The organism is Natrialba chahannaoensis JCM 10990 (assembly GCF_000337135.1).
Classification (GTDB): domain Archaea; phylum Halobacteriota; class Halobacteria; order Halobacteriales; family Natrialbaceae; genus Natrialba; species Natrialba chahannaoensis.
The window spans coordinates 1-12748 of the sequence record NZ_AOIN01000043.1; the positions used below are offsets into that span (position 1 = coordinate 1).

The following is a 12748-nucleotide window of genomic DNA, read 5'->3' on the forward strand; positions in this document are numbered from 1 at the left end:
CCCGCTCGAGCCGGCCAGCTCTCGACCCTCTCGGGGCTCAGCCACGAACTGCTCGTCGACGACGATGTCGGTGCGTGGCTGGGCGAACTCGAGTCCGCCGAGCTGACCGACGAGCAGTCCGCCGTCGTCCGCGAGCTTCGCCGCCAGTACGACCGCGCTGCCGACATACCGGCCGAACTGGTCGAACGCGTCGCGTCCCACCAGGTCGAAACCCAGCAGGTCTGGCAGGAGGCCAAAGCCGAGGACGACTTCGCGCACTTCGCGCCGAATCTCGAGGAACTGATCGATCTGCACCGCGAACGGGCGGCCGCCATCGAGCCCGACGCGAATCCCTATCGGGTGCTCTACGAGGACCGGCTTCCGTACCTGCCACTCGAGGCGGTCGAGGGAATCTTCGACGAACTTCGCGAGGGGCTCGTCCCGCTAATCGAGGAGATCAAAACCGATGGCCGCGAGCTGCCGTCCGTGTTCAGGGGCCACACCTACGACGAGGACGATCAGATGGCGCTCTCCCAGGAGGTCGTGAACCTGCTCGGCTACCCCGAGGAACACGGCCGGCTCGATACTGCGCCACACCCGTTCATGTCCGGCAACCAGTTCGACGCCCGAATCACGACCCGCTTCCGGGAACACGATCCGACCGACGCGCTGATGGCGACGATTCACGAGTTCGGCCACGCGACCTACCAGCTCGGCCTGCCGAAGGGAGAGTACGGCAATCCGCTGGGTGAGTCGCTCTCCTCGGGCGTTCACGAGTCACAGTCGCGCTTCTGGGAAAATCACGTCGGTCGCACGAAGCCGTTCTGGGAGTTCTTCCTGCCGACGATGAAAGAGCATTTCCCGCACCTCGAAGACGTCACCGTCGACGAAGCCTACGCCGCGGTGAACCAGATCTATCCGGAGAACCTGATCCGCGTCGAGGCGGACGAACTCACCTACCACCTCCACATCATCCTCCGGTGTGAGATCGACCGCGCGTTTGTCGAGGGCGACCTCGACGTTTCCGAGATCCCGCGCGTCTGGAACGAGAAGATGGACGACTACCTCGGCGTCGTCCCCGAGACCGATACCGACGGCTGCCTGCAGGATACGCACTGGTCCGCTAGCTTCGCGGCCTTCCAGGGCTACACCGTCGGCAGCGTGCTGGCAGCACAACTCGATGCCGCGATCCGGGACGATCTGGACGTGGACGCCCTGATCCGCGAGGGCGAGTTCGAGCCCCTCTGGGAGTGGATGACCGAGCACGTCCACCGCTACGGTCAGCGCTACCCGACGGAAGAACTAATCGAGGTCGCGACGGGCGAACCGCTCACCGCCGAGTACTTCCTCGAGTACGTCGAGTCGAAGTACGGCGAACTGTACGAGCTGGACGGCTACTAATACGGATCGTTGTAGCGCCTTACTGGTGATCGACGGGTCGCCGGAGCAATCACCGGCACCGAACTACGACGGACCGAGGACTGTATGCGGCTGCTCTCTCTTCCGTCGTCTCGCCCGCTGGCGGTCCGTTCGCGTGCTGGCCGCACTCTTATTACCATTCTCTCCCTAGCAGCATGACTCGATGATGGTGACGACACATGCGCTCGTCGGTCTCCTCGTCGCCCTTCCGCTGGCAGTGCTCGCTCCGGACCACGCCACGACAATACTCACGGCCGGTGTGATCGGCGGCATCGTACCCGACCTCGACGTGCTCGCGACACACCGGAAGACGTTCCACCTCCCGATCTACGGCACCGTCGCGGCTGGAATCGCCCTCATGTTCGCACTCGCTGTGCCAACGGCTGCAACGTTCGCCGTCCTCGCCTTCCTCCTCGCTGCCGCCCTTCACAACGCCGGCGACATCGTCTCCTGCGGACTCGGTGCCCGCCCCTGGCACAATCGCTCCGAACGCTCCGTCTACAACCACTACCGCGATCGCTGGATTCCACCACGGCGCTGGATCAGGTACGACGGCGCACCCGAGGACCTCGCACTCGCCGTCGGCATCGCGGTGCCATCGTTGGTTGTACTCGAGTGGCGCTGGCAACTCCTGGCTACGTCCCTGCTTGGCGTCTCGGTCGTCTACGTGGGAACGAGAAAGCGACTCGAGCACGTTACACGGTGGGCTGTTCGATTCCTCCCAGTGTGGGCTCGTCAGTACGTGCCGGAGCGATACGTCACCCGGTGAGTTGTGGATCCGCTCGCGACACTACTGTTCATGAGTCGTGCAAACACCAGACACGAGGGCTGTCTGCGGGAATGACGGAAAGCATATAGCGATACTCGTTCGACTACAGAGACAATCGAAGAGGCAGACAAATGAGCAACATCGAACTCGTCAACAACCGCTGGGGTGACCGAAACGTCGAGGAGCAGGTAACGCGGCTGTTCGAGGACGATGGGACGATCTACCTCGTGACCGGCTTCTTCACGTACAACGCCTACCGAGCGATGCGTCCCGATATCGTTGCGTTTCTCGAACGGGAGCCGACGAACGAACTCGTGATCGTCGTCGGCGCGGCGGCGGATCAGTTCTCCGCGACGATCGCACGCGACCTGCGAGACCTCGACGAAAACGAGCAGGTCACCCTCTACAACTACCCAGACGGATTCTTGCACGCGAAGCTCTACCTCCGGGAGGGCGAGAACCCAGCCGTCATCGTCGGCTCAGCAAACCTGACGCAGGTCGCCTTCGAGCAGAACCTCGAGTTGAGCGCCTACGTCGAGGGCGAGTCGATGACCGACGGCCGAATCGAGCCGTTCCGTGCGTGGATCGACGATCTGCTTGCAGTCTGTGATCCGATCCGTCGTCGTGACCTCTTCAAACCGGTAATGATGGCCAAGACGGCCGTCAACTGGTTCAACAAGGGTACGCTCTTGCCGACCCGCGCCGTGCTCGGCCACCGAACACCGTACGTCGTCGGAATGGTTATCCTCTGGCTGGTACTCTCAAACGCGTTTGCCTGAAAGCAGTTGATTGGCTGGACGCGAGTTACGGTTCGTGTGGCTGGCTGCTCGCAAGGGTATAAAAGCGGGCTGGCACTGCCAGGCCTACACTCACCCCGAACGAACCCCCACGGTCCGGTATGCGACTCTCCATTCCGGGGCTCCCCGGCGTCTACTACGACACCGACGCGGGGACCACGGCGATTGCAACGCTCATGTCCACTGCTGGCCGCCGCGCGCCGAAGCCGAAGGGATACGCCATCCAGGCGCTGCCGTACCTCTGGTCGTTCAACGTCGACCTCCACGAGGTCCCGAACGACCACCCGATCCAGTATCTCCACCCCGAGAGCGCGGTGAGTCTTGGCGAACTCTCGGCTGATCGTCACGCCCGCCAGGCCGGCACCGAACTCGAGTCCGTCCTCAGATTCGCGTGGTCGGTGAACCAGGAGGTCGAGTCCGCGACGAGTTCGCTGCTCGGTCAAACACAGACCCAAGACGGTGTTACGATCGACATTCGGGACGGGAGTATCGTCGCTGATGGAGAGGCACTCGAGACGAACGAGTTCGATGTCGACGATAGAGTGGCTGATGACGGTGACGAGTTCGACACCGACGACCAGACGACTAATGCGGACTTCGAGACGGACGATTCGATCCTGGACACGGAGTTCGACGAGGACGGGGAGTTCGGAACGGACGATGGTGGGTCCGACAGCTTCGATGGCTCTGGCGCGTTTGACGATGTTGACGACTCTGACACGTTTGACGGCGTCGACGACTCTGCTGAATTTGACGACGACGTCGACGACGAACCCGACACTGACAGGTACGATACCGGTAACGAACGCTGACTGCTGTCCGATTCCCTCTGTCCTCGAGAACAGAACACGGAACCCAGAACACGGAACTCGGGAACACAGACCGCTATCCTGCTCACCGAGGCCGCTGCTTTTAGTCACGCGCTGTGTACGACCAGCCATGCAAATCGTCACGACGCTCCCCTCGGCGACCGAACTGGTCGTCGCGCTCGGACTCGAGCCCGTCGGCGTCTCTCACGAGTGCGACTGGCCGCCGCGGGTCGAGTCAACCCCATCGATCACTCGCTCGCGGATCGACACCGACGGCACCAGCAGCGAAATCGACCAGCAGGTGCTCGATGTGGTCAGCGACGATGGCGATGAGAGTGATACGGCCGGGGATAATAACGAGATCAGCGACACGCCCGGCGTCTACGATATCGACACTGACACGCTCGCCGCCCTCAACCCCGACCTCGTCATCACGCAGGGGATGTGCGATGTCTGTGCCGTTGACGATATCGCCATCGCGAACGCACTCGAGACGATTCCAGCTGACCCGGAACTGCTGACGACCGATCCACACAGCATGGCAGATGTCCTCTCGGATCTCGAGCGCATCGGCCGCGCCACCGGTCGCGAGGAACGGGCCGCCGAGGTGCGCGCCGAACTCAAGTCCCGGGTCGATCGCGTTCGAGAGCGCACCCGGGACTGCACCCCGCAGGAACGCCCACGAGTCGCCATCTTCGACTGGACAGACCCCGTCATGATCGCCGGCCACTGGACCGCCGAACTCGTCGAATGGACCGGCGGCGAGTACGGCCTGGCCGCCGTCGGTGAGCGCTCCCGCCCGCGCGAGTGGGAGTCGGTACTCGAGTACGACCCGGAGTGCATCGTCGTGGCACCCTGTGGCTTCGGACTCGAACAGACGGCAGCAAACATCGGGGAGCTTACCGAACGAGAGGGGTGGGACGAGCTGACCGCGGTTCAGAACGGCCGCGTCTGGGTGATGGACGGGAACCACTACCTGAACCGCCCCGGGCCGCGACTGGTCGACACACTCGAGGCGCTCGCACCGGTCATTCGGCCGGAGCTGTTCGGTGATTCGTCCGACCCAGAGCCAGCAGACGAGTTCGTCGTCCCGCTCGATGCACTCGAGACGGGTCGGGCAGCGGCGCAGGTGGAGTCGTGACTCGCGAATCGAACATCGACGATCTCTCTTCCGATGAGGAAGCAGCGGACAGAGAGGCCCCCACGCTCGCCCTCCCCGACAAAATCCGAGCGCAACTCTGCGACCACGCTCGAACCGGCACACCCGAGGAAATCTGTGGGATTCTGGGCGGCACGTTCGACCCAGACCAGAGTCGCGTCAGCACCGCCTACCCCGCAACCAATGTTGCCGACACCCCGCGGACGCGCTACCGGATCGATCCCGAGGAGCAACTCGAGTGTTTCGAGCGACTCGAGGCGGCGGGCGAGGAAATCGTCGGGTTCTATCACTCCCATCCGAAGGGGCCGGCGCGACCGAGCGAGACGGACGTCGAGGCGGCGACCTGGTCGGATCGATCGTACGTGATCGTTTCACTTGAGCCGGTTGCGGTGGGGTCGTGGCGGTGGCGGTCGAGTGATGCTGTGGACGGCGAGTCCGGCGGGCAGTTCGAACGCGAGCGAATCGTTTCCTGACGTACGGCTCGCTTCCAACACGCCGTTACAGATCCATGAATCGGAGGAACAGCCCGAGCAGCAGGACGCCGAAACCGATGATCGCCCCGACAAACGGCGGGAGGACCGGAATCGGGATCACGACCAGGAGCAGCCCGACGATGAGCACTTTCGTGGAGAGACGCATAGGTGCGCTTCGGTCGCCTCGCAGAAAAAGCTGTAGTTGGGGTGACACTGTAACGTCCAAAACGTCACACTGGGCGGTTGAGAGCGTCCAGGTCGACGAGCTCGATTCGCGAGTTCGAGTACAAGGTGGATTGTAGTTTTGTTCTTGCTGTGTCAGCACTACGCCGGTGCTATACCAACGCTATACCGACACTCCGTCAGCGCTACGCCGGCGCTACTCTGGAACGACTCCGATACTACTACGAATCCACACGCTCGCTTTCGTCTGCCGCCTGCTCTCTGAATTCCTCGGCTTGCTCGCTCAGCTTCTTGCCGACGAGATACTTGAAATCGTCCGGCATCAGCCCCCGCTGGACGTCGATCGTCACCATCGTATCACAGCCCGCGACGATTTCCGGGGCCCACTTTCCCTGTGCCAGTTTCGACTCGTCGGTGACGACCGCCTCACCGTCTTCGACATCGATGAACGCCGTCACCGTGTTCCAGATGCCTGGATCGCTCGTCGTCGCCTCGTCGAACAGCCCCTCGAGCCGGGAGTCCTTGATCGGTTCGTCGCGCAGTTCTCTGATCAGGTTCTCGAGTGCAATCGCGAGTTCCTCGTACTCCTCGGCAGTCATGTCGTCGCCGTTGCCGGTGGCAGCCGTCATCGCATCACCCGTCGGTTTCTGGCTCCGGTTCTGATTTCAGTTCCGGTCCCAGTCGGGAATCGAACGTTCATACGAGCACATTGCCACGGTTGAAGTATAAACACCGTGTCCTGCGACTGCTGCTGATCCTGTCTAGGCTGGCCTGCGGTTCACAGCGTGGCCCCGTCACGACTCCTCGGCCGCCCGCAGCACGTCCGGCACCCACTGCCGATTCGGATCGTCGGTCTCCACCATCCAGTCGATCAGTTCCGTTCGGAGCTCGTGGCGAACGTCAGCGTAGGCAGGGTGGTTGATCACGTTCTGCAACTCCGCTGGGTCCGCCTCGAGGTCGTACAACTCGTCTACGTCCGGCGCGTTGTAGACGTACTTGTATCGGTCCGTTCGGACCATTCGCTGGGTGTAGAGCCCGAACTCGTCGCCGTGGTACTGCGCGAAGACTGAGTTCGGCCACATCGGCGACTCAGCCTCCTCTTCCCCGTCAGTAGCTTCGAGCAACGGCACGAGGCTCCGCGAATCAAAACTCTCGGGGATCGCCACGCCGCCCATCTCGAGGAACGTCGCCGCCAGATCGTGGAGGTGCACCGGCTCCTCACACACCGATCCCGGCTCCGTAACGCCCGGCCAGCGCACCTGCAGCGGGATGTGATACGTATCGTCGTACATCAGCGGCCCCTTGTTGAACTGACGGTGACCACCGGTGAAATCGCCGTGATCCGAGGCGTGGACGACCACCGTCTCGTCCGTGAGCCCGGTGGACTCGAGTACATCCAGAATCCGGCCGAACTGGTCGTCGATCAGGGTGACGAAGCCCCAGTACTTTGCGATAGCTTCTTTCCAGATCTCTCGGTCGAAGTGTTCGACGCCGCGGTAGGAGCGGTAGTTCGCGTGGACTCGCGGTTTTCCGGCGTCGGTTTCGACGTAGCTCTCGGGGAGCTCGATGTTCTCGAGGTCGTACATCGAGGCGTAGGGCTCGGGCACGACGTAGGGGTGGTGTGGGCCGTAAAAGTCCGCCCGGTGGAAGAACGGTGCGTCGCGGTCGCCGCTCGTGTGTGCCTCGATCGCGTCGATGGTTCGCTCGGCCAGGAACCAGGCGCGCGTCTCCTCGATGTCGACCGATGTTGTGGCGGCGACGAACGTCCCGTTGCTGTCGTCTCGCGGATTGGTGCCGGTATAGATGACGTCTTCGAGGTCGGCCTCGCCAACGGGCGTCCCGCGTTCGGCGCGGTACTCGCGGAACGCGTCGTCGATATCGTCGTGGTGTGTGTCGCTGCCGCCGAGATAGGAGAAGCCGAAGTCCTCGGGGGTTTGATCGCGGCCGACGTGCCACTTCCCGGTGTAGGTCGGGTGGTAGCCGGCGTCGTCGAGTTTCTCCGAGAATGTCGGGATGTCAGATGGCAGATTCGGTAGGAGGGCGTCGTCTTCGTGGCAGTTGTTCAGCATTCCGTGGCCGTGGGGGAACTGGCCAGTCAGGAGCGACGCGCGGGCACTCGAGCAGATGCTAATCGGAGTGAACGCTCGCTCGAAGTGCGTGCCGGTCGCCGAAAGATGATCTATCGTCTCTGTCTCGACCGTTTCGGCGACCGGCCCGTCGAGGGCGCTACAGTCGTAGCGCTCCTGGTCTGTGAGTACGAGCAGGACGTTCGGCCGGGTGTCGGCGTCGACCATCGCGGGTGCTACATCGCTGGGGCAGTTAATGGTGGGACTTGCCGTTTGCTGGCATTCGCTGCCACTGACTGGTCGACCGGCCTCGCTTTAAACACACTGCGTATGAACCCGCACCCTCATTAGAACGCAGTTCCAGTCCTCACTCGTGCCAACCGCATACTGTGGGGTGTGTGAGTGGACGCACACCGTCACGGCAGAGGAGACGACCGACCTCGATCTCGCGATGATCGACCATCACGTCGACACCGGCCACTCGCCGATCGAACGCGCCGATCTCGTCGAGCCAATTGCTGCCGAAACTGGCGACCAGCACCACGAGGACGACGCGACCGTGGATGCAACAGCGCGAACTGAACTCGAGTAACGCGACTGACAGTCGATCACCGGTCAGAACAACTCTCGGATGTTTTTTCGTGCGCGTGACATCTCCCGTGTTGTCGACTATTGGCTTGACGGAAGACAGAATGGTGCTTCCCCAGAGGTTTCCCTATGGTTTCGAAGGCCATTGACGAGTTATTCGCTGATCAAGTCGAGCCAGCTTTGGAACTCGTCCATGGTTTCTTCGCCAACGACGGGACGACACCGTAGGGGCGACTACCGTCCAGTCGGTATCTGGCCGTGCCGGCGACCGCCGCGCTGGGTTGCCAAAGTGACCACTGACGAGATTGACCACCAAGTAGAGTCGCTGTTTGGGGTGCTGGCGCGACTCGTGACCCGGTAAGAAAGTCCAGTTACAATATCACGGACCGAGGCAGGGCCAAACCTAGTTATCGATGCCCCGTCAGTCCGCCCCAGCGGTAGATTCGGACGTATACGACCTGAAAATCTCCTGTAACGAGGCACGTTCAGTTTCGAAGTGACGAGGAGTTGCGCCGAGTTGATCGAGGTGGTTGAGAACCGTCAGTTGCGCGTCGCCGTCACACTGAATCTGAAGGTTCCGGCCGTCGATGCGGATGTCATCGACTGCATCGAGTTCCTGGAGGGAGTCAACGTCGCTGGGAACCCGATCAACGGACACTCGTAGATAGGTGGTAGCACCCATAGTCGAGCGCAATGAGTCTATAGAGTCGGTCGCTAGGAGTGCTCCCTCGTGGAGGATCCCGACCCGATCACACACCGACTCGACCTGAGAGAGTTGATGGCTCGAGAAGAAGACGGTTGTCCCGCTCTCGACCGCTTCCCTGACGAGTTCCTGCATCACCGCCACACCGTTCGGATCCAGTCCTGTTGACGGTTCGTCGAGGATGAGCAGGTCCGGATCACCAGCAGAGGCCATCGCGAGCAACAGCCGTTGTGTCATGCCGCGTGAGTAGCCGGTGGCCACCCGATCAGCATCTTCGAGCAGCCCGAACCGCTCGAGTTGGGCGTCCACGTCCGCTTCAACGCCCCGGGACTCAATCTCGAATTCGAGGTGGTCCCGCCCAGTCCAGCCTGACATCAGCTCACAGCCGTCAGGGACTACGCCGGTACGCTGGCGAATTGCCTTCCCGTCTTCTGCGGGATCCATCCCGAACACCGACGCTGTACCCGAACTCGGGTATACGAAACCGAGAAGCGTATCGATCGTCGTCGACTTCCCCGAGCCGTTCGGCCCCAGGAAGCCGAAAACTTCACCCTCCCGAACCGAGAGGTCGAGCGAATCGACCGCGAGCGTCTGGCCGTACCGTTTCGTCAACGAATCGGTCTCGATGATGTTCATTGCTCGAGTTTTGTATCTTGAAATATATCACTCTTTGCACGTTCCGATAGGTTCCAATTCCGTTGAAGCGTTTACGTCACTACCTGGGTGGGCTACTGACGCCCGGCGTGATCTGACTGTCATTCCACCCGGTTGTCTACACGAGCGAGTTTTCGCCGTATCTCAGAGTATTCCAACTCCGCTGTCGTGTCTATCGGAACCAGAGAGAAGAACCACTCCCCAATTAGTTACGATTGTTGTACCATCAATGACTGAAAATCATTCAATATGATATGGAAATCTCACTATACTACTGCCATTCTGATATATTTCCCATAACTACATATGTAATATTGCCTCCGCTTTTATAAAATTTCTATATACTTCAATCATAAATATTATAATCTAGGGGATTGATGGTAGGAAATGTGTCCGTGCGTAATGCGGACACGGTTTGAGGTACTACAATGACAGACGAAACGCCATATTCCGGCGAGCAGCGATCGACGAACAGTAGACGAAGCGTTCTCCGACTCGGCGGCCTCGCCGCCGCCTCCCTGGTCGGGGCCTCGACGGCAGGTGCCGTCTCAGCACGAGACGATGACGGTCCCAACACGGACTTCGACCCCGACAACGACGAGGCGGCGCTCGAGTTTCTCCTTGAGATGTTTGAGAAGAGTGAGAATCAGACCTGTTCATGCAACGACGAGGTTTGGCATGATCTCACGAACGAACAGATAGATGCAGTGGGAGACACGTTCGAGGAGAACCTCAACTGGACGGTCAGTCGCGAACCAAATACCATGCAGCAGACCTCTTCGGATACCTGGCTTCCAGGGGACGAAACAGTAGAAGCGGAGGCAGATGTTATGGGTTATGATGTCTACACTCACATCCAAGAGGTGGAATGGGACTACAATGGTGACGACTACAGAGCCGCCAGTCAGGAACACGACTACGAGTGTCACGGTCTTGCCTGTTCGTTCAACGGACTCACAACTGATGAACTAAATCGACGCACAACATACTTCGATGCGACGCTCGCAGGGGAGTACGCATTCGAGCCAGCCGGCATCGGTGTCGTAGAGGTCGAGTCCGTCATCGAGTCGAGAGCAAGAAGAGACGGAGACTTCCAGGTACTAGAAAAGGAGGCACCGGGTACCTAACCAGGTTGGTTCGAAGTCATTACCGCTTCTGTCGGACAACAGAGGCCGAGATACCATCCAATACTACTACCATTTTAAATGAATTTAAGGCCCTATATGAAAGTAAAAAACAGTCGTTACTGGGTGTATTGTCTCTTGCTCTTCGTGCTCGGAATAACTGCAACTGCTGGTGGCCCAATTAGTCCACATCGATTGTACCCCCCGGGCGAGTTCGAGCGTGGCGAGTTTGTCGTGCTCGCGACGTTCCAGTGGTTTGTCGCGGTTATTGGCGCTTTTGCTGCTGTGCTCGCCGGGTATGCGACGGTGGTCGGCGACCGGACTAGTGGACGGATTCGGTTGTTACTGAAGTTGCCGTACACTCGCCGGGAGTATCTCGTTAGGAGATTTCTCGGCGAAGCTTTCGCACTCGTGTTGTTCACTACCCTTGCCATTGTCGCTGGCGTAACCATCTCGACGGCTCTCTATGGCCGGCCGCCCCTGTTTCCGGTCGCGGTGTTTCTCGTGCTCTCGGCCGGGTACCTTCTCGTCTGGTTTTCTTTTGCGACCGCCGTTTCCATGGTCGTTCGGACCGGACGTCAAGCGATCACCGTCGTCGTTCCAGCCGTATTAGTAGCGATTTCCTGGTCAAGTTTGGTGAACGGGCTCTTCCGACTAGTTCCTGTTACGGAATCACCGTTGCTCTACTTCTTTGCCCATCGATTGTCTCCTCACGACGCATACTACACCGTGACGAACTGGGCAATGGGGCTGCCAAACGCGCATAACACTGCCGGATCCGTAATACGCTACTTTGAGTCGGACGCTATCGTTCTCCTCAGTTCGATGCATATCGTTCCAGAGGTAATCGAAGGGTCGATTCCGTGGTACCTCTCAGAGTGGGTCTCGCTGCTGGTGTTGGTCCTGTGGGGCGTCCTACCCGTGGGGATCGCCTACTGGCGGTTCTCAAGGTCAGACCTTGATCCCGGCCCGTCCACAGGCGTTCGTCGACTCCTCGGTCGGAGCGATCGATCCAACCACGGACGAACCCTGACACGACGCTTGCTTGCGGGCAGCAGTCTTTCCGGTCGTGCAACGCCCCTTCTTTTGTTTGTGATCCGCCATGGGCTAGTGAAAATTCGCAGGCCGGCCTACTGGGCGTACGGTCTGGTGGTCGTGTTATTCAGCCTCGAGCTCCTCATCGGGCCTGTGTCCGGCATTCCAGCGAATCCGCCGCCGGAATACGCACTGATGATTCTCCAATCGGTGATAGCGTACCTCGGCGGAATTGCTGCCGTCTTCGCTGGCTACGCCCTGGTCACCGGCGACCGAGCGAGCGGCCGGACTCGACTGCTGCTCAAACATCCCCGAGAGCGATGGGAGTACGTTCTCAGCAAGCTCTTTGGTGAGGCGGTCACGCTCGTGGTGGTTACCACGCTGGCTTTACTCCCGGTCATCCTCGTCTCAACAGCGCTGTACGGCCCACCACCGGTGATTCGGACGATCACGGTTCTGGTGGTCTCTGGAGTGTATCTCCTCATGTGGGTATCTATCGCTACCGCTATCTCTGCCATCGCCAAGACCGGCCGTCGGGCGATCACGATGGCGTTATCGGTGTTTATGGTCCTGCCGTTTTTCTGGGACGATCTCTACGCGGCACTGGTGTCGACGATCACCGAGAACCCGAATCCAGGACCGTATTTCTTTACGGAACGGCTTATTCCGCAGTATTCGTACCAGGCGGCGACAAACTGGATTGCAGGACTGCCCAATTCCAACGACGCCGGCAGCAGCGTGCTTGAGAAACTAACCACTGACGACCCCATGCCAACCGTGACACTCCTTTCAGATGTGTTCGACGGCGGCGTCCCGTGGTACCTCTCGGAGTGGCTTTCGGTACCTATACTGGTCCTATGGGGGACCGTGCCGATCGTGATCGCCTGTTGGCGGTTCGAACGAATCGATCTCACATGACGTCTGATTATGCAAAATACTCTCTTCAGTAATCCGTCTCCGACTGGGTGCTGGTGATGGGTGTTTAACCGA

At 60.2% G+C, this 12748-nt stretch carries 13 protein-coding genes; 9 read left to right on the plus strand and 4 right to left on the minus strand.

All coding sequences use genetic code 11. The features are described from left to right. The 6 genes from C482_RS05875 to C482_RS05900 all read left to right on the plus strand — a co-directional run. A partial coding sequence (locus C482_RS05875) for a carboxypeptidase M32 (RefSeq protein ID WP_006166590.1) occupies positions 1 to 1380 on the plus strand: 1380 nt, incomplete at its 5' end. Positions 1381 to 1564: 184 nt separating this feature from the next. Next, positions 1565 to 2167, plus strand: a complete 603-nt coding sequence (locus tag C482_RS05880; protein WP_006166591.1) for a hypothetical protein — start codon at positions 1565 to 1567, stop codon at positions 2165 to 2167. Positions 2168 to 2298: 131 nt separating this feature from the next. Continuing rightward, the gene (locus tag C482_RS05885; RefSeq protein ID WP_006166592.1) at positions 2299 to 2946 is read left to right on the plus strand and encodes a phospholipase D family protein; all 648 of its coding nucleotides are present in this window, start codon (positions 2299 to 2301) and stop codon (positions 2944 to 2946) included. Between the two features lie 119 nt (positions 2947 to 3065). Then, entirely contained in the window at positions 3066 to 3776 is a 711-nt protein-coding gene (locus tag C482_RS05890; RefSeq protein WP_006166593.1) for a hypothetical protein, read from the plus strand. 127 nt (positions 3777 to 3903) lie between these two features. Beyond that, positions 3904 to 4914, plus strand: coding sequence for a cobalamin-binding protein (locus tag C482_RS05895; RefSeq protein ID WP_006166594.1), 1011 nt, complete (start codon positions 3904 to 3906; stop codon positions 4912 to 4914). After that, complete coding sequence (locus C482_RS05900; protein WP_006166595.1) at positions 4911 to 5405, plus strand: desampylase; 495 nt, start codon at positions 4911 to 4913, stop codon at positions 5403 to 5405. The genes C482_RS05895 and C482_RS05900 overlap by 4 nt, the downstream gene beginning before the upstream one ends. Positions 5406 to 5430: 25 nt before the next feature. On the opposite strand, the gene C482_RS21750 is transcribed toward C482_RS05900, so the two are convergent. The 3 genes from C482_RS21750 to C482_RS05910 all read right to left on the minus strand — a co-directional run bounded on the left by C482_RS21750 (position 5431) and on the right by C482_RS05910 (position 7882). Further along, positions 5431 to 5571 carry a hypothetical protein gene (locus C482_RS21750; RefSeq protein ID WP_006166596.1) on the minus strand — a complete coding sequence of 47 codons (141 nt, stop codon included), beginning with the start codon at positions 5569 to 5571 and terminating at the stop codon, positions 5431 to 5433. Positions 5572 to 5809: 238 nt separating this feature from the next. Beyond that, the gene (locus C482_RS05905; RefSeq protein WP_006166597.1) at positions 5810 to 6217 is read right to left on the minus strand and encodes a hypothetical protein; all 408 of its coding nucleotides are present in this window, start codon (positions 6215 to 6217) and stop codon (positions 5810 to 5812) included. A 165-nt stretch (positions 6218 to 6382) separates the two neighbouring features. Beyond that, entirely contained in the window at positions 6383 to 7882 is a 1500-nt protein-coding gene (locus C482_RS05910; protein ID WP_006166598.1) for a sulfatase-like hydrolase/transferase, read from the minus strand. Positions 7883 to 8027: 145 nt separating this feature from the next. Here C482_RS05910 and C482_RS05915 point away from each other — a divergent pair, with 145 nt between their 5' ends. Further along, on the plus strand, positions 8028 to 8246 hold the full coding sequence (locus C482_RS05915) for a hypothetical protein (RefSeq protein ID WP_049896517.1): 219 nt from the start codon (positions 8028 to 8030) through the stop codon (positions 8244 to 8246). 417 nt (positions 8247 to 8663) lie between these two features. On the opposite strand, the gene C482_RS05920 is transcribed toward C482_RS05915, so the two are convergent. Beyond that, complete coding sequence (locus tag C482_RS05920; protein ID WP_006166601.1) at positions 8664 to 9581, minus strand: ABC transporter ATP-binding protein; 918 nt, start codon at positions 9579 to 9581, stop codon at positions 8664 to 8666. A 446-nt stretch (positions 9582 to 10027) separates the two neighbouring features. Here C482_RS05920 and C482_RS05925 point away from each other — a divergent pair, with 446 nt between their 5' ends. Both C482_RS05925 and C482_RS05930 read left to right on the plus strand, forming a co-directional pair. Then, positions 10028 to 10726, plus strand: coding sequence for a hypothetical protein (locus tag C482_RS05925; RefSeq protein WP_006166602.1), 699 nt, complete (start codon positions 10028 to 10030; stop codon positions 10724 to 10726). 96 nt (positions 10727 to 10822) lie between these two features. After that, positions 10823 to 12676, plus strand: a complete 1854-nt coding sequence (locus tag C482_RS05930; protein ID WP_241431887.1) for an ABC transporter permease — start codon at positions 10823 to 10825, stop codon at positions 12674 to 12676. Positions 12677 to 12748 lie beyond the last annotated feature (72 nt).